The organism is Stenotrophomonas sp. STEN008 (assembly GCF_056760435.1).
On the sequence record NZ_JBRRET010000001.1, the window covers coordinates 53356 to 69189 of the forward strand.

The 15834-nt window shown below is 67.8% G+C and carries 16 protein-coding genes and 2 riboswitches; of the genes, 5 read left to right on the forward strand and 11 right to left on the reverse strand.

Features of this window, described 5'->3' with window-relative positions; translation table 11 throughout:
* Positions 1 to 53: 53 nt before the first annotated feature.
* The 3 genes from ACVOME_RS00305 to ACVOME_RS00315 form a co-directional block, all read right to left on the reverse strand.
* Entirely contained in the window at positions 54 to 1418 is a 1365-nt protein-coding gene (locus ACVOME_RS00305; RefSeq protein ID WP_053515745.1) for an MATE family efflux transporter, read from the reverse strand.
* A 125-nt stretch (positions 1419 to 1543) separates the two neighbouring features.
* Entirely contained in the window at positions 1544 to 2113 is a 570-nt protein-coding gene (locus ACVOME_RS00310; RefSeq protein WP_053515743.1) for a DUF3106 domain-containing protein, read from the reverse strand.
* Positions 2106 to 3113: a hypothetical protein gene (locus tag ACVOME_RS00315; protein WP_481504581.1), complete on the reverse strand. Its 1008-nt coding sequence runs from the start codon at positions 3111 to 3113 to the stop codon at positions 2106 to 2108. Before ACVOME_RS00315 ends, ACVOME_RS00310 begins: the two co-directional genes overlap by 8 nt.
* Positions 3114 to 3526: 413 nt before the next feature.
* On the opposite strand from ACVOME_RS00315, the gene ACVOME_RS00320 reads away from it, so the two are divergent.
* Complete coding sequence (locus ACVOME_RS00320) at positions 3527 to 5704, forward strand: primosomal protein N' (RefSeq protein ID WP_322522620.1); 2178 nt, start codon at positions 3527 to 3529, stop codon at positions 5702 to 5704.
* A 59-nt stretch (positions 5705 to 5763) separates the two neighbouring features.
* Here ACVOME_RS00320 and ACVOME_RS00325 read toward each other — a convergent pair whose 3' ends face one another.
* Both ACVOME_RS00325 and ACVOME_RS00330 read right to left on the reverse strand, forming a co-directional pair.
* On the reverse strand, positions 5764 to 6384 hold the full coding sequence (locus ACVOME_RS00325; RefSeq protein ID WP_053515737.1) for a glutathione S-transferase family protein: 621 nt from the start codon (positions 6382 to 6384) through the stop codon (positions 5764 to 5766).
* Between the two features lie 106 nt (positions 6385 to 6490).
* Positions 6491 to 7285 carry an NYN domain-containing protein gene (locus tag ACVOME_RS00330; protein WP_053515735.1) on the reverse strand — a complete coding sequence of 265 codons (795 nt, stop codon included), beginning with the start codon at positions 7283 to 7285 and terminating at the stop codon, positions 6491 to 6493.
* Positions 7286 to 7404: 119 nt separating this feature from the next.
* On the opposite strand from ACVOME_RS00330, the gene ACVOME_RS00335 reads away from it, so the two are divergent.
* On the forward strand, positions 7405 to 8685 hold the full coding sequence (locus ACVOME_RS00335; protein WP_065181581.1) for an NAD(P)/FAD-dependent oxidoreductase: 1281 nt from the start codon (positions 7405 to 7407) through the stop codon (positions 8683 to 8685).
* 62 nt (positions 8686 to 8747) lie between these two features.
* On the opposite strand, the gene ACVOME_RS00340 is transcribed toward ACVOME_RS00335, so the two are convergent.
* Positions 8748 to 9158, reverse strand: coding sequence for a hypothetical protein (locus tag ACVOME_RS00340; RefSeq protein WP_253119251.1), 411 nt, complete (start codon positions 9156 to 9158; stop codon positions 8748 to 8750).
* Positions 9159 to 9295: 137 nt separating this feature from the next.
* A complete protein-coding gene (locus ACVOME_RS00345; protein ID WP_253119252.1) occupies positions 9296 to 9571 on the reverse strand; it encodes a GIY-YIG nuclease family protein in 276 nt (91 codons plus the stop codon).
* 39 nt (positions 9572 to 9610) lie between these two features.
* Positions 9611 to 9700, forward strand: a riboswitch (glycine riboswitch).
* A gap of 13 nt (positions 9701 to 9713) precedes the next feature.
* Positions 9714 to 9819: riboswitch (glycine riboswitch) on the forward strand.
* Positions 9820 to 9901: 82 nt separating this feature from the next.
* Here ACVOME_RS00345 and ACVOME_RS00350 point away from each other — a divergent pair.
* The gene (locus ACVOME_RS00350) at positions 9902 to 10519 is read left to right on the forward strand and encodes a trimeric intracellular cation channel family protein (protein WP_193395970.1); all 618 of its coding nucleotides are present in this window, start codon (positions 9902 to 9904) and stop codon (positions 10517 to 10519) included.
* 197 nt (positions 10520 to 10716) lie between these two features.
* On the opposite strand, the gene ACVOME_RS00355 is transcribed toward ACVOME_RS00350, so the two are convergent.
* Positions 10717 to 11790: a 3-deoxy-7-phosphoheptulonate synthase gene (locus ACVOME_RS00355; RefSeq protein WP_065174436.1), complete on the reverse strand. Its 1074-nt coding sequence runs from the start codon at positions 11788 to 11790 to the stop codon at positions 10717 to 10719.
* 257 nt (positions 11791 to 12047) lie between these two features.
* Complete coding sequence (locus ACVOME_RS00360) at positions 12048 to 12308, reverse strand: hypothetical protein (protein WP_053515725.1); 261 nt, start codon at positions 12306 to 12308, stop codon at positions 12048 to 12050.
* Between the two features lie 511 nt (positions 12309 to 12819).
* On the opposite strand from ACVOME_RS00360, the gene ACVOME_RS00365 reads away from it, so the two are divergent.
* Positions 12820 to 13176, forward strand: coding sequence for a hypothetical protein (locus ACVOME_RS00365; protein WP_481504582.1), 357 nt, complete (start codon positions 12820 to 12822; stop codon positions 13174 to 13176).
* 59 nt (positions 13177 to 13235) lie between these two features.
* Here ACVOME_RS00365 and ACVOME_RS00370 read toward each other — a convergent pair whose 3' ends face one another.
* The gene (locus ACVOME_RS00370; RefSeq protein WP_253119259.1) at positions 13236 to 13970 is read right to left on the reverse strand and encodes a DNA alkylation repair protein; all 735 of its coding nucleotides are present in this window, start codon (positions 13968 to 13970) and stop codon (positions 13236 to 13238) included.
* Positions 13967 to 14467 carry a MarR family winged helix-turn-helix transcriptional regulator gene (locus tag ACVOME_RS00375; RefSeq protein ID WP_128987723.1) on the reverse strand — a complete coding sequence of 167 codons (501 nt, stop codon included), beginning with the start codon at positions 14465 to 14467 and terminating at the stop codon, positions 13967 to 13969. The genes ACVOME_RS00370 and ACVOME_RS00375 overlap by 4 nt, the downstream gene beginning before the upstream one ends.
* 166 nt (positions 14468 to 14633) lie before the next feature.
* On the opposite strand from ACVOME_RS00375, the gene ACVOME_RS00380 reads away from it, so the two are divergent.
* Positions 14634 to 15794 carry a serine hydrolase domain-containing protein gene (locus ACVOME_RS00380; protein ID WP_481504583.1) on the forward strand — a complete coding sequence of 387 codons (1161 nt, stop codon included), beginning with the start codon at positions 14634 to 14636 and terminating at the stop codon, positions 15792 to 15794.
* The last annotated feature ends 40 nt before the right edge of the window (positions 15795 to 15834 follow it).

Consider the following 15834-nt stretch of genomic DNA (forward strand, 5'->3'; position numbering starts at 1 on the left):
CGGCATCGGACACAAGTCAGGGGATCGCCCGTCACGGGGTGACGGGCGGAGGGTCAGGACAGCGCGGACTGGCCGATGCGCTGGCTGCTGCGACGCAGGCGCCAGCCCATCAGGATGGCGGCGGCAGTGAGGCCGACGATCAGGCCGATCCACATGCCCTGCGGGCCCATGCCCAGCCCCAGGCCGAGCCCGGCGCCGAGCGGCATGCCCAGGCCCCAGTAGGCGAACATGGCGATGAACATCGGCACGCGGGTGTCCTTCAGGCCGCGCAGAGCACCGGCCGACAGCACCTGGATGCCGTCCGGGAACTGGAAGGTGGCCGCGTACAGCAGCAGCGTGGAGGCCAGGCCGGCCACCGCCAGATCGTTGGTGTACACCCCGACGATGGCATCGTGGCCGAACAGCAGCACCAGCGCGGACAACGTCTGTGTACCCATGATGATCGCGTAGCCGGCCCAGGCTGCACGACGCACACCGAAGCCATCACCCCGCCCCACTGCATGACCCACGCGCACCGTGGTGGCCTCGGCCACGCCCATCGGGATCATGAAGCACAGCTGCGCCACGTTGATTGCGATCTGGTGGGCTGCCGCCTCGTTGGCGCCGAGGCGGCCGATCAGCAGCGCGGTGACGATGAACAACCCACCTTCCATCAGCACGGTGATGCCGATCGGCAGACCGGTGCGCAGCAGGTCCCAGATCGCCTTCCAGCGCGGCCACTCGAAGTGCGAGAACAGCTGCAGATGGGCGAATCGCCGTGTACGCCACAGATAGAGGGCGAATGCGCTTGCCTGCAACCACATCATCACCGCCGAGGCGATGCCCAGGCCCTCGGCACCCAGCTCCGGGAAGCCCAGCTTGCCGTTGGCCAGCACGTAGCCCATCGGCGCCAGCACCACCAGGCCGCCGAAGCCGATCAACATGGTCGGCAGCGTCCAGTGCATGCCCTCGCTGAGATAGCGCATGCAGAAGTACAGCGTCAGCGCCGGCCCGCCCCAGCGCACCGCATGCAGGAACGCTGTTGCGCCGGGCACGATGTCCGGCGCGATGCCGAAGGCGGGCAGCAGCGGCGGCACCACCGTGAGGAAGGTGAACATGATCAGGCCCAGGCCCAGCGCCAGCCACAACGCCTGCCGGAACAGCGGACCGATCTCGCGCTCGCGGCCGGCGCCGTGCAGCTGTGATACCGAGGCGGTCAGCGAGATCAGCGTGCCGATCGGAATCAGCATCGGCAGCCAGAGCAGGGCCGTGCCGATGGTCACGGCCGCCAGGGTTGAGGTGGCGTGATGACCGGCAATCACGTTGTCGACGAAGGAGATCAGGCCGGTGGAGACATGCCCGAGCACGAGCGGCAGGGCGAGCAGACCGGTGGCGCCGACTTCCTTGCTGAAGCGCGGCGTGGAGGTTGCGTTGGACATGGGATGCAGAACGCGAACTGCGGTTGCGCGCGAAGGGCACAGGCACCGGGTTGCGGGCCGTCATCTTACGCGCGCGGTGCGTTCATTCCCATGACATGGCGTGAACGCTGGGTTTGACCGCGCGCTTACTGGCCGGCCTGGCGCTTGAGCCAGGCGTCTCGTTCCGCAGCAGGTACGGCGAGGAACGCGCTGCGCACCGCATCGCGTTCCTGCGGCGGCGTGCGCTGGGCCACCAGCGCCAACTGCGCCAGCTGTGCCGGGCTGAGCTGGTGCAGCACGGCCAGTGCACTGTCGCGCTGCTGCGGTGGCAGGAAGCCGAACAGCCCATGCAGCTTGGGAAACTCCACGCCCAGTTGCGGCCCCAACCGCCAGCCATCGCGGAACGCCTGGTCCTGTGCCTGGAATTGCGAGCGCAGGCGCTCCTGCTGTGCGGCCGGCAGTGCGGCGAACCGCGTGGCCGCCTGACGGATGCGTTCGCGCTCGCTTTCCGGCAGCGCGCGCCAAGCGGCGTAGTCGGCGCGGCGCTGCCGCTGCTGCTGCGCGTCGAGCTGGACGAACGCGGTGGGTGCCGCCGATGGCGGGACCGCGGGCGTGGCCGCCGGCGCGGGTGGCAGTGGAACATTCAGGGTCTGGGGCGTTGCGGACAGCGACAACGGGATGGCCAGCAGCAGGCTGGTGATCACGGACTTATTCATCGGCGGCGGCGGTTTCCAGCACTGCGCTGGCCGGCTCTGGCCGGCTCGGCTTGGTCTGCGATTCGTCCACCGGCAGCGGACCACCGGCGGCCGTCCAGGCATACAGATCGGCCTCGGCCAGCAACGGATAATCGCGGTCGGCCAGCATTGCTGCGTCATCGTTGGCCGGGGCGCTGTCCGCCTGCGGCGTGGCAGCGACCGTGCTCGGCGGCAGCGCCTCGACCGTGACCGGGCCGGCCTCGGCAACCACCCCCTCCGGCAGCGGCGCATCGCTCACCAGCGACCGACCGCTCCAATGGCGCCAGCCCAGAGCGGCTGCCAGCAGTACTGCCACCGTCAGCAGCAGGATCGCCGGCCCGCGCCAGCGCGGTCGGGCATCGGGGCGCCGGCGCCGGGGGCTGGCAGCGCTCCGTTCATCGCGCTGCGGTGCCCTCCAGCTGGACGTCGGCACCTGCGGATTGCTGCTGGTGGCAGCTGCCGGCTGCTGCAGCTGCTGCAGGCGCTGCGCCGGCAGGTCGCGGATGCGCTGCTGCACCTGTTCGGCCAGGCCGCGCCAGGCAACGGCATCCGGCTGACCCTGGGCATCACGCGGGCAGGCATCGGCCAGCAGCTGCTGGTAGCCGGCCTCATCACGATCGAGTACCCGCGTGGCGATGTTCTCATCCAGGCTGCCGCCCACCCGCAGCAGCAGGGCCAGCCGTGGCAGCGGTGCCATGCCGCCCAGTGCGGCGAGTGCCGGCGGCCACTGGCCCGGGGCCGGCTCGCGCAGTGCCTGCCGCTGCCCCAGCAGGGTCCAGAAGCGGGTCGGCCACTGTGCCATCGGCAGATCGCTGGCAACGGCCGAGAAGGCGCGCATCACCGCCACCAGGGTCTGCTCGGCCCGGGCCGGGTCGCCGCATTGCAGCTCCGCCACTACCAGGGCACGGCGCTCTACGCCACGCAGAAACGCCGACAGCGCACCGGCCGCGGTCGAGGAAACAGGGGCGGGCACAGCGGTCATCGGTCACTCCAGAGGTCTGCCGGCATGATAGCGGCAGGCCATCGGCGCCCGGCAGGACTTGCGTCCGTGGGCACTTCATGCTGCAGGTTGTGCACAGCACCACGCTGGCGCCCGGCAAAACCGCGACATCTCGCTGAATTCACTCTGTTTCAGCAATGTTTCACACATAACATATTGATTTTAATAAATTTTAAAGTATGGCGATTTTTTGACCAACCGAAGGGCGAGGCCGTCGCCATCGGCGTCCTGCGCAGCCGTTGACCGGTAACGCACAGTGTTATCCACAGAACGTGTGGATAAGACTGAATCTCCAATGGACACCGATATTTAGGTGACATTTATGATTCGGCGACGTCCCCCGTGTGGGCCTTCCGGGCGGCATGCGGGTGCACACGGCCCGTTACACTGCCCCGATGCTCGACCCGATTCCGACCCTGCAGGTCGCCCTGCCCGTCCCCCTGCCCCGCCTGTTCGACTATCTGTCGCCGCAGGGCGATGCCCCGGACGTGGCGGTCGGCTGCCGGGTGAAGGTGCCGTTCGGCAACCGCGAACTCATCGGCGTGGTGGCCGGCCACGGCCAGGCCGACGACGGCCAGGGCCTGCGTCAGGCGCTCGCGTGGTGCGACCCCGCGCCCCTGCTGCAGGGCGAACTGTGGCAGAGCCTGCAATGGCTGGCCCGATACACCCACGCGCCGCTGGGCGAAGTGCTGAGCACGGCCCTGCCGGGGCCGCTGCGGCACGGCGAAGCCCTGCCCGACACCCATCATTGGGGCTGGCAGCTGACCGCCGCAGGCCACGCGCAGCGCGGCACGCTGCGCGCAGGCAGCCGCCCGCGGCAGTTGGCGGAACTGCTGGCCGACGCCGTCGTGGACGAGGACGTGCTGGGGGCGCGCATGGAGGACTGGCGCAGCGCGGCGCGCAGTCTCGGCAAGCGCGCACTGGCCGAGCGCGTTGCACTGAGCGTGGCGCCACAGCACGCGCAACCGCTGCCCGGCCCGACCCTCAATCCGGACCAGGCCGAAGCCGTTGCCGCGATCAACGCCGCGGTGGGGTTCCAGCCCTTCCTGCTCGATGGGGTGACCGGCAGCGGCAAGACCGAGGTCTACCTGCAGGCGATCATCCACTGCCTGGCCCAAGGCCGGCAGGCGCTGGTGCTGGTGCCCGAAATCGGACTGACGCCGCAGACCCTGGCGCGTTTCCGCGGCCGCCTGGGCATCGCCGTGCATGCGCTGCATTCGGGATTGAATGACAACGAGCGCGCGCGCGTCTGGGCAGCCGCCTCGCGCGGCGAAGCGCGGGTGATCGTCGGCACCCGCTCGGCGGTGTTCACGCCGCTGCCGCAGGCCGGCCTGCTGATCGTGGACGAGGAACATGACGGCAGCTACAAGCAGCAGGACGGCATCCGCTACCACGCGCGCGATTTCGCCCTGGTGCGTGCCAAGGCGCTGGGGGTTCCGGTGCTGCTGGGCAGCGCGACACCGTCGCTGGAAACCCTGCACAACGCCTATGCCGGTCGTTACCTGCACCTGCGCCTGAAGCAGCGCGCCGGCGACGCGCGGCCGCCACGCGTGCGCATCCTGGATGTGCGCAAGCGTCCCCTGCAGGACGGTCTCTCGGCCGAAGTGCTGGCCGGCATCGGCGAGCACCTGCAGCGCGGCCAGCAGGTGCTGGTGTTCAAGAACCGGCGTGGTTACGCACCGGTACTGCTGTGCCATGACTGCGGCTGGACGGCGCCTTGCCAGCGCTGTGATGCGCCGATGACCGTGCATGGCGGCGGCCGTCGCCTGCAGTGCCATCACTGCGGTGCGCGGCAACCGGCGCCACTGGCCTGCCCCGCCTGCGGCAGCCTGGCCCTGCAGCCACAGGGAATCGGCACCGAGCGGCTGGAGGAGCACCTCACCGCCGCCTTCGCCGAGTACCCGGTGGTGCGCATCGACCGCGGCACCACCGCCCGCCGCGATGCGCTGGAACAGCAGCTGGCCAAGCTGGGGGACCAGGCCGGCATCCTGGTCGGCACGCAGATCCTGGCCAAGGGCCACGATCTGCCCCGACTCACGCTGGTGGTGGTGGTCGGCATCGACGAGGGCCTGTTCTCGGCCGATTTCCGCGCCAGCGAGAAACTCGCGCAGCAGTTGATCCAGGTCGCCGGCCGCGCCGGGCGCGCCCGCGATCCGGGCGAGGTGTGGCTGCAGACCCACCATCCGGGTCATCCCCTGCTGGAGACGCTGGTCAACGGCGGCTACCACCCGTTCGCGCAGGCCGAACTGAACCAGCGGCAGGCCGCCGGCTTCCCGCCATTCGCGCATCTGGCACTGATGCGTGCCGAAGCGCAGCAGGTGGAGCACGCCAACGCGTTCCTGCTGGCTGCACGGCGATTGCTGGGCGAACAGGCGCTGGTGGAGGCGTACGGGCCGATGCCGGCACCGATGCCGCGCCGGGCCGGCTACCAGCGCACGCAGCTGCTGCTCTCATCGGCACAGCGCCCGCCTCTGCACGGCGTGCTGGCGCAGCTGGTACCGCAGCTGTATGCCTTGCCGGAAGCCCGCAAGGTGCGCTGGTCGCTGGATGTGGATCCGACGGATCTGTATTGAATGCAAGCGGAATCCGCCGGGCATGGCCCGGCGCTACCGTTACCGCGCGCGATTCCCGCTTACGTCAGCGGTGACATCACGCCGCGCTGGTAAGCGGGTCGCTCACGCAGCCGGGCGTACCACTCGGCCAGGTGGGGCAGGTCCGGACGCTGGATCGGCAGTTCATACCAGGCGTACACCAGTGAACCCAACGGGATGTCGCCCATCGCGAATGTCGCGCCCGACAGCCACGGCTGCGTGGCCAGCGTCGCATCGGCCATCGCCAGGTAATCGGCGGCGCGCACGATGGCGGCATTGATGCGCGATTCGTCGCGGTCTGCCGGCGCGGTGCGCATGATGCCCCAGATCAGATCGCTGTACAGCGGCGCCATCCGCGAGGTGCTCCAGTCCATCCATTTCTCAGCCTGTGCGCGTTCCATCGGATCCTCGGCGTACAGTGTCCCCAGCGCGTAGCGCGCGCTCAGGTAGCGCACGATGGCGTTGGACTCCCACAGCGGCAGGCCGTGGTCCTCGATCACCGGCACCAGGCTGTTGGGGTTCATCGCCAGGTATTCCGGCGTCTGTGTGCCACCGTGGCTGCCGCCCACTTCGATGGACTCGTAGGGCAGGCCGATCTCTTCGGCACACCACAGCACCTTGCGGACGTTGCTGGAATTGCGACGGCCCCAGATCTTCAACATGCGGGTATTCCTTGCGGGCAATGCGAGCGGCAACGATACGCCTGATCGGTGTACATGTGGGCGTGCGGAATGATGCGCGGGGGCGTCGGCCGGGCATGGCCCGGCGCTACCGGTTCTTCTTCGGCAGCGCGCGCACGTAGGACGACTTGCCATCCTTCTTCAGTTCGAACAGACCGATCGCCGCCAGCAGATCACTCAGCTTTCCATAGCCATAGTTGCGCGAATCGAACGAGGCCTGGTTGGCGATCTGGCTGCCCACCGGCCCCAGGTGCGACCAGCCGTCCTCGCCTTCCGCTGCGGACACGGCGCGGCGCAGCATCTTCACCAGACGTGTATCGCTGCGCATTTCCGCGCCGCTCTTGCGCGGGCGCACTTCCTCGCCGCTGCCCGTTTCACCGGTGGCCGGCTCGATGGCACCCGGCTCTGCCGTGCCCTGTTCCACTTCCGGCACGCTGGCATGGGCCTGGCCCAGTGCTTCCAGATAGGTGAATTTGGAACAGGCATTGACGAAGGGTTCCGGCGTCTTCTTTTCGCCGAAGCCATACACCTTCACCCCGTCGGTCAACAGACGCATCACCATTGGAGTGAAATCAGCATCGCTGGAGACGATGGCGAAGCCGTCGAGGTTGCGCGCGTACAGCAGGTCCATCGCATCGATCACCATGGCCATGTCCGAGGCGTTCTTGCCCTTGCTGTAGGCGAACTGCTGGATGGGCCGGATCGCGTACTCGTGCAGCACCGCCTCCCAGCCTTTCAGCCGTGGGCTCTTCCAGTTGCCGTAGGCACGGCGGACATTGGCCACGCCGTAGCGGGCCACCTCCGCCAGCACTTCGTCGATCTTCGATGCGGGCGCGTTGTCGGCGTCGATCAACAGGGCGATGCGCTTTTCCGGTTCGCTCATGGGCCTCTCGCTGGCGGTTGCCTGAATCCGAGTATCGCCGATCCGCGCGCACGCTGACGTGACAGGCCGCCGCCGTGCGAAGATGCCGGACGGTTCCCCATGCCCCCTGGAGTGAGTCGATGAGTCGTGAGCGCGTTCCCCACCTGGTCGTTGTCGGCGGCGGTTTTGCCGGCCTCTGGGCCACCCGTGCGCTGGCACGCGAACGCATCCGCATCACCCTGGTCGACCGCCGCAACCATCACCTGTTCCAGCCGCTGCTGTACCAGGTCGCCACTGCAGGCCTGTCAGCGCCGGACATCGCCGCACCGCTGCGCCACATCCTCGGCCACCAGCGCAACGTGGAAGTGCGGCTCGGTGAGGTCGTGGCCATCGACAGGCAGGTCCGCCAGGTGCGGCTGGCCGACGGCAGCACGCTGGACTACGACAGCCTGCTGCTGGCTACCGGCGCCACTCACGCCTACTTCGGCAACGACCAGTGGGCCGATGATGCGCCCGGCCTGAAGACCCTCGACGATGCCATTGCCCTGCGCCGCAAGCTGCTGCTGGCGTTCGAGCGCGCCGAAGCCGAACCGGACCCGGCCAGGAAGGCGGCGTGGCTCAGCTTTGCCGTCGTCGGCGGCGGCCCGACCGGCGTCGAACTGGCGGGCACCCTGGCCGAGATTGCACGCCATACGCTGCGCAATGAATTCCGCCACATCGATCCGGCCAGCGCCAAGGTGCGCCTGGTGGAAGCCGGTCCACGCGTGCTGTCCTCGTTCCCGGAAGTGCTCTCGCTGAAGGCGCGCCGGCAGCTGGAAAAGCTGGGTGTGGAAGTGCTGACCGGAACGCCGGTGAGCAACATCGACAGCCAGGGCTTCACGCTGGGTGACCAGTTCGTGCCGGCGCGCACCGTGGTGTGGGCGGCCGGCGTGGCCGCCTCGCCGCTGGCGCGCACGCTGGACGTGCCACTGGACCGTGCCGGGCGCGTGCAGGTGCAGCCGGACCTGACCCTGCCCGGGCATCCGGAACTGTTCGTGGCCGGCGATCTGGCCGCGGTGAACCAGGCCAACGGCAAGCCCGTGCCCGGCGTAGCGCCCGCCGCCAAGCAGATGGGCAAGTACGTGGCCGAGGTCATCCGTGCACGCCTGCACGGCAGGCCGGAGCCCGGGCCCTTCAAGTACGCGGACTACGGCAACCTGGCCACCATCGGCCGCATGGCCGCCATCGTGCACCTGGGGCGCCTGCAGCTGTCGGGCGTGCTGGCCTGGTGGTTCTGGCTGGCCGCGCACGTGTTCTTCCTGATCGGCTTCCGCAACCGCATCGTGGTGCTGCTGAACTGGGCGGTGGCGTATTGGAGCTACCAGCGCAGCGCACGCATCATCTTCGGCGATGACCAGGATGACCGCCGGCCGAAACGGTAGCGCAGGTCTGCAACGGGGTCAGATCCCTTTCCTGTGGGGATCTGACCCCACATGGTGTGAACCTACTGCTGCATCAGGCCCATTTCGTCAGCACTCACCTGCATATACATGAACGCAGCGGCCTCGTCGGACATTGACTGCCCCGGCGGAAGGCTGTCGAGCCACGCGGTGATACGCGCATGACGGTCTTTCAATGCATCGCCCATCGCTTGCTTCTCCGCGTCAGTGGCACGTTCCTGCATCTCGCTGCGCAGCAGGTCATCGCCGATGCCCCATTTTTCGGCGAGCGGAATCAGATCGACCAGTTCGGCCGGCACCAGATCGCGGCGTAAACGGGGCGTATTCGGCGCGGTCAGGCCACGCTGCGAGGCCAGCTCGGCGGCGGTACCGATCTGCCCGTGCTGAAGCGGCGACGGCGGTGCCGGTGTCTGCGTGCAGGCCTGCAGGGCCAAGCAGAGGGTCAACAGCAGCATCCAACGGACCTTCATCGGATCGATCCCTGTGTCGATGGTCGCAGCGATAATCGCATGGTCAGAGTTCCTGTCGTCGCATGTTGTGAATGTCCTGAACCTAGTGATGGCGGAGGGCCGGAGCCGAGCACGGCCCGTCTCTAAAGAATTCCCTCGGTCGGCGCCTGCAACCACGCCAGCTTGCGCTCGCGCGGTAGCTGTTTGAGCTGCCACTCGGCGCGCGAAGCCGCGGAGCGGTCCGGGTACTCACGCACGGCCAGGATGCGCAGCGGCGGGCGGGCCCGGGTGTAGCGCGCCCCCGTACCGGCGCGATGGGCCGCGAAACGCGCGTCCACGTCGGTGCTGATGCCAGCGTAGTAGCTGCCATCGCGGCATTCGAGCAGGTACAGGAACCACGGGCGGTGGGACGGGGCCATGCCGGGATTATGCCGTGCTGCACCGCAGCGGATATACTGCCCGCGAATGCAGGAGAGAGGCGCCGCGCTGGCGCCCGCCGAAGGCGCAGGCTCCCATGATCGCTCAGGCCGGTGGGCTGGAATCCCACCAACCATGCATTCGACTCGCCGAGCTGGAGAGAGGTCACCGGGCATGCCCGGTACGATCCGCCGAAGGGGCACGCGGCCTACGCCGCTGAACTCTCAGGCAAAAGGACAGCGGGAGCGGCACCGGTCATCGTCATCCCGTCATTGCGCAGGCAATGGCGGCGTCCGCGCATGGCCGGCCCCACCGCGTCCGGAGCCTGTTCCATGTTGCTGTCCATCATCTACCTGATCGCCATTTCCGCCGAAGCCATGACCGGCGCACTGTCCGCGGGACGCCGCCGCATGGATCTGTTCGGCGTGGTCATGATCGCCTGCGTTACCGCGCTCGGCGGTGGTTCATTGCGCGACATCCTGCTTGGCCACTATCCGCTGGGCTGGGTCAAACATCCCGAGTACCTCGGCTTCACCGTGTGCGCGGCGCTGATCGCCACTTGGGTCGCACGCTGGATGCACCACTTCCGCCGCACCTTCCTGGTGCTCGACGGCCTGGGCCTGATCGCCTTCACCCTGATCGGTTGCTCGATCGCACGCGAGGCCGGTCATGCCACACCGATCGTGCTGATCGCAGGCATGCTGACCGGTGCGTTCGGCGGCGTGCTGCGCGACATTCTGTGCAACGAAGTGCCCCTGATCTTCCAGAAGGAGCTGTACGCGATCATCGCGCTGCTGACCGGCGCCGCCTATCTGCTGCTGCTGCACTGGAACGTGCCCGATGCCACGGCCATCCTGTGCTGCCTGGCGGGCGGCTTCGCCCTGCGCCTGCTGGCGATCCACTACCGCTGGGAAATGCCGAAGTTCGTGTATCACGACGAAGTGCATTGAACGATGGCGTGTTCGCCGGGCGTGGCCCGGCGCTCCCCTTCGTGCCCTGCACCACCCCGGCGATGGACCTGGCGCTGTCGCTCATGCGCAGCGCCAGGCGCATCGCCGGTGCGGACGGGCCGGTCTCCAACTCCGACCGGCCCTGATCGCGGCCGCACCCCCGCAGGCGCAGGCCGCCATCCACACACATGCCGCGCTCAGGCGGCTTCTGACACCGTCACTTCGCGACGGGCGCGCACGGCCGCAGCCAGTCGCTCCAGCACCGTCACGGTGGTGTCCCAGTCGATGCAGCCATCGGTGATGCTCTGTCCGTAGACCAGCGGCTGGCCTTCCACCAGTTCCTGCCGGCCTCCCACCAGATGGCTCTCGATCATCACGCCCACGATGCGCTGTTCGCCGTCCTCCAGCTGAACGGCGATGTCTTCGATCACCTTCGGCTGGTTTTCCGGGTTTTTCAGGCTGTTGGCATGGCTGGCATCGATCATCAGCCGCGTCGGCAGCCGGGCCTTGGCCAGTGCCTGGCAGGCGTCGGCCACGCTGGCCGCGTCGTAGTTCGGCTGCTTGCCGCCGCGCAGGATCACATGGCAATCCGGGTTGCCGGTGGTCGAAACGATGGCGGTGCCGCCCTGCTTGGTCACCGACAGGAAGTGATGCGGGTTGGAGGCCGCGCCGACCGCATCGGCCGCGATCTTGACGTTGCCATCGGTGCCGTTCTTGAAGCCCACCGGGCACGACAGGCCGGAGGCCAGTTCGCGGTGCACCTGGCTTTCGGTGGTGCGTGCGCCGATCGCGCCCCATGCCACCAGGTCGGCGATGTACTGCGGCGAGATCACGTCGAGGAATTCAACGCCGGCCGGCAGGCCCAGCTTGTTGATGTCGCGCAGCAGGCCGCGGGCAATGCGCAGGCCCTTGTCGATCCGGAAGCTGCCGTCCAGGTCCGGGTCATTGATCAGGCCCTTCCAGCCCACCGTGGTGCGCGGCTTCTCGAAGTACACGCGCATGACGATCTCGAGCTCGCCGGCCAGCGCGTCGCGCAGCGGCTTCAAGCGCTGTGCGTACTCGATGGCCGCATTCGGATCGTGGATCGAACACGGGCCGACCACGACCGCCAGGCGATCGTCGCGGCCATGCAGGATCTGGTGCAGGGCCGCGCGCGAAGCACTGACGGTGCCGGAGGCTTCATCGTCACACGGCAGCATCGCCAGCAGCTGGGCAGGCGGTGTGAGCGGTTCGATGGTGCGGATGCGCAGGTCGTCGGTATGGGGGGGCATGGGGGAGGTCTCCGGTACGTAGGGGGTCCCCAGCGAGGCGGCATGAAAAAAGCCGCCAGGTTCGCTGGCGGCTTTCGGGAATGCGTCTGAAGCTTTCTTCAGGGTGAGCGCAGTCCTTCCTCCGCCAGTGGCTTCGGAAAGTAATACCAGTAAAAGCGGGTAGCGGCTGCGTTCATGGGATGTATTGATAGCACAGCTTCTGCGCAGCACAAAATGTTTCATCCGCAACTGGGGAAGCGGTTCAGCAGCACGGCGATCTAGCGGCTGCCATGCACTTCCACGTCCAGCAGCAGGCCCTCGTGGATATCGGCCCAGCGCTCCAGCACCTGGTCCAGCTCCCGCCTCGCCTCCTCCAACTGCTCGGGGTTGAGCAGGGACCGCGCCGTGTAGAGATCGGAGACCAGCCGCCGCAGGGTCGATTCCGGTATCGCCACCGAGGGCCCGTCCACATCCGGCAACTGCAACGCCGGGGTGTCGCCGGGAGGGCCGAACAGCGTGACCTGGAGCGTGCTCTGCATGATCGACTTCCCTGTGGGTAGACGTGGGCAATGCACTGTTTACCGCGTCTGGCGCACCAGCGCATGTGCCGTCACGCGGATCGCTCATGTCGTGACTGGACCGATTGTGCCCGCAGGTTGAGAACGCCTTTCCACACTTTCCACGCCCCGGCCTGGAGGCGGCCTGCAGGCACTCGATGCGCGGTTATACGGGCAACGGCATATGCGATACTTCCGCCGCGTTCATGACGTGTCGCGTACTGCCTTGGCATTCCACGCGGACATGTGCTCAAGATGGTTTGCCACCGGAAAAGGGTGGCCGGGTCGGCAAAGCCCGAGGAGATGTTGTTTACGCTTGTCAGCCGGCGTCGCCTTGCGCGGCGCCGGCTGGCAATCCGTCCGCGTTCCATGGCGGGCGGTGCGTGGGGGCGCTTGCGCCCGCCGGTATCAGCATCTCCCGGTCTTTGCCGCCACGTACCGTCCGCCACCTCTTCCGGTGGCGGTGTCGTCTGTCCTGTACGGAGCACACGCCATGAACACACCACACGTTCCCTTCCCCGGTGCCCACCCCGATCCGGCCAATGCCGATCAGGCGCCGTTCGATCCCAACAGTCTGGTCGCCCACCTGCAACGCATCGGCAGCGGTGCGGACGCCGATGGCCAACCCTGGCCCGAGCGCCATCCAGCGAACGGCCGACGCATGATGCTGGCCGATGCCGATGGCGCACTGGCCGGCCTGCGCATCGTGCAGGAGGTGCTGCTGGCCGCCGAACGCTGCCGCCAGAATGCCGCGCCCGAACATCACGTGAGCGACCGGGTGATGGAAGGGTTGATGCTGGCATCCCTGGGGCTGGCCACGCATGCGGCCGAACGCCTGCAGCCCCACTAGCCGCGTCCGCGCAATGTGACCGGGCCCGATGGCCCGGTCATGGTCCGGCACCCGCCGGATCACAGTGAACGCAGTGCGCGCCTGCGGATGTAGGCGTTGGCAGGGCTGTCGCGCTCGCGTTGCCAGCGTGTGCACAGGTCACGCAGCCACTGCGGCTGGGTCTTCCCGGCATCGTTGAGCCAGTTGCCGACGGAATCCTGCACATAGCGTTCGGGATCATCAGCCAGTGCCTCCAGCAGCGAATGCGCGTGTTCGGGATGCTGCTTGAAAAGAGCGATGTGCGCCGCCCAGACGCCACGGGGACGCAGTGCTTCACAGGCAAACCGGCGCAGATGGGCGGACGGTTCCTGCGTCCACGGCTGCAGGCATTCAAGCGCCAGCAGTGGCCCGGCAACGATGTCGGTGCGCAGCGCCAGCCACGCCCATTCGCGCACGCCGAAATGCGGATCATCGGCCAACGGGCGCATCTTCTCCAGCTTCACCGGCAGGGAGGCGGTGGCATCGCCACCGATCAGGTAGCAGGCCCAGCCGCGCACGGTGTCGGATGCATGCGACTGCCACTGTGCAGGATCACCCTGCCTGGCCTCACGCAACAGCGTTGCCGCCAGAACCATGCGCTGGGTAATGCCTTTGCTGGCGGCATCGCGCATGCATTGAATGGCAGTCTCCGGCAGCACCGCAACGGTCTGCAGCAACACCGCGAAGTCCACGGCCAGACATTCCGCCAGATGCGTGCTGGCGGCTGCCCCGGTATCCAGCTGATGCTTTCGCGCCGGGCTGATCGCTGCGCTCACTGCAGGTCCTTCCGTCCGCCGCCGGTGTGCTGCCACACCTTGGCCAGCAGCTGTGAGAGCTGCACCTGCTCGGCAGTGTCCAGGCCGTTGAACAGGCCCGCGATCCACTGCGTGTGCTGATTGAAGAGGTCTTCGGCCAGGCGCTTGCCCTGCGCGGTCAGCACGATCTGGAGGCGACGGCCATCGTCCGCATCGCTGCGCCGCTGCAGCAACCCTTCGCGCTGCAGGCCATCGAGCAGGCCGCTGATGGTGGCGCGGGTCACGCCTGCACGTTCGGCCAGCGCATGCGGCGACAGTGTGCCGCCGGCACCGTGCAGCAGGAACAGCACGATGAAGCGGCCTTCACTGAGCCCGTGCGGTGCCAGCCGGCTGGCGCAGTCGCGATCGATCGCCGAGGACAGCGACAGCAGCTGGAAGCACAGATGCAGCAGGGCGACATTGGCGTGGCCACGTCGCCGGGCCTCGTCCAGAAGGGCGCCATGTTTTGCCTCAAGCACAGTGATTTCCAATATGTTTAGGCGCCTAATCATATTCATGACGGGATGGAACGCAACACCTACGGGGCCTGCCGCCGGGCCCGGCCGGGCGCACTCCTCGCGCAGGGGGCTGCAAGCAGCCGAAGCTGCGGTAGCATCGCGCCACGTCCCGCCAGGAGTTCCACGCATGCGCCGTGCCGTCCTGCTGTTGCTGACGCTGTTCCCCGCCGCCGTAATGGCCGCTCCCCCTCCCGTGCCCTCCCCGGCCCGGATCGATGCCGAAGCCAAGCGCCTGATGCAGGTGGCTCACGCCCGCGGGATGGCAGTGGCCGTCGTCGACGGTGGCAAGGTCGTGCACGTTGCCGCCTATGGCGAGCGCAACGCTGCCGGCGAACCGCTGCAGACCGACACGGTCATGTATGCGGCATCGCTGACCAAGATGGCCTTCGGCCACCTGATCGCGCAGCTTGCACAGGACAAGGTGATCGATCTGGATGCCAGCATCGCCAGCGCGCTGGACAGACCGCTACCGGACTATCCGGCCGAGCCGAAGAAGTACGCCGATTACACCGTGCTGGCCGGCGACGAACGTTGGCGCCGGCTGACCCCGCGCCTGCTGCTCAACCATGCCAGCGGCTTTGCCAACTTTGCATTCCTGGAGCCGGACGGAAAACTGAAATTCCACTTCGATCCGGGCAGCCGCTATGGCTATTCCGGCGAAGGCCTGATCCTGCTGCAGTTCGTGCTGGAGCGCGGGCTGGGCCTGGACGTGGGTACGCTCATGCAGCAGCGCGTATTCGACCGCTTCGGCATGCCCCGCACCAGCATGATGTGGCGCGAGGATTTCGCCACGAATCTGGCCGACGGCTGGACCGCCGAAGGCACGACGGAACCGCACGATGAACGCAGCCGCGTGCGTGCCGCCGGTTCGATGGACACGACCATCGCCGACATGGGCAATTTCGCGGCCGGCTATGTCAGTGGCCAGGGGCTGTCGGCATCGATGCGCCGGGAGCTGGTGCGGCCGCAGCTGCCGATCACCACCGCCAGCCAGTTCCCGACGCTGCAGCCGGAACTGCCGGTGGCGCAGCGGCGCAGAAACCTGGCTGCGGGACTGGGCGTGGTGACATTCACCGGTGCACAAGGCGCAGGCTTCTACAAGGGCGGACATGACGATGCGGTGGGCAACACGCTGGTGTGCGTCGAACAAGGCCAACGCTGCGTGGTGATCCTGGGCAACGATGTGCGCGCCGAAGCGGCCTTTCCGGCACTGGTGCGCTTCGTGCTGGGCGAGACGGGGGTGCCGTGGGATTGGGAATACGGCGCCACGAAGGCATTCGTGCGCTGACAGGTCGACCACGGTCCACGTCCAGCGGAGGGGGCGGAAC

Coding starts and splice junctions, on each gene's coding strand:
- ACVOME_RS00365 (WP_481504582.1), top strand. CDS start 12,820: ATGAACACACCACACGTTCCCTTCCCCGGTGCCCACCCCGATCCGGCC.
- ACVOME_RS00335 (WP_065181581.1), top strand. CDS start 7,405: ATGAGTCGTGAGCGCGTTCCCCACCTGGTCGTTGTCGGCGGCGGTTTT.
- ACVOME_RS00330 (WP_053515735.1), bottom strand. CDS start 7,285: ATGAGCGAACCGGAAAAGCGCATCGCCCTGTTGATCGACGCCGACAAC.
- ACVOME_RS00360 (WP_053515725.1), bottom strand. CDS start 12,308: ATGCAGAGCACGCTCCAGGTCACGCTGTTCGGCCCTCCCGGCGACACC.
- ACVOME_RS00380 (WP_481504583.1), top strand. CDS start 14,634: ATGCGCCGTGCCGTCCTGCTGTTGCTGACGCTGTTCCCCGCCGCCGTA.
- ACVOME_RS00310 (WP_053515743.1), bottom strand. CDS start 2,113: ATGAATAAGTCCGTGATCACCAGCCTGCTGCTGGCCATCCCGTTGTCG.
- ACVOME_RS00345 (WP_253119252.1), bottom strand. CDS start 9,571: ATGGCCCCGTCCCACCGCCCGTGGTTCCTGTACCTGCTCGAATGCCGC.
- ACVOME_RS00320 (WP_322522620.1), top strand. CDS start 3,527: ATGCTCGACCCGATTCCGACCCTGCAGGTCGCCCTGCCCGTCCCCCTG.
- ACVOME_RS00355 (WP_065174436.1), bottom strand. CDS start 11,790: ATGCCCCCCCATACCGACGACCTGCGCATCCGCACCATCGAACCGCTC.
- ACVOME_RS00325 (WP_053515737.1), bottom strand. CDS start 6,384: ATGTTGAAGATCTGGGGCCGTCGCAATTCCAGCAACGTCCGCAAGGTG.
- ACVOME_RS00305 (WP_053515745.1), bottom strand. CDS start 1,418: ATGTCCAACGCAACCTCCACGCCGCGCTTCAGCAAGGAAGTCGGCGCC.
- ACVOME_RS00350 (WP_193395970.1), top strand. CDS start 9,902: ATGTTGCTGTCCATCATCTACCTGATCGCCATTTCCGCCGAAGCCATG.
- ACVOME_RS00315 (WP_481504581.1), bottom strand. CDS start 3,113: ATGACCGCTGTGCCCGCCCCTGTTTCCTCGACCGCGGCCGGTGCGCTG.
- ACVOME_RS00340 (WP_253119251.1), bottom strand. CDS start 9,158: ATGCTGCTGTTGACCCTCTGCTTGGCCCTGCAGGCCTGCACGCAGACA.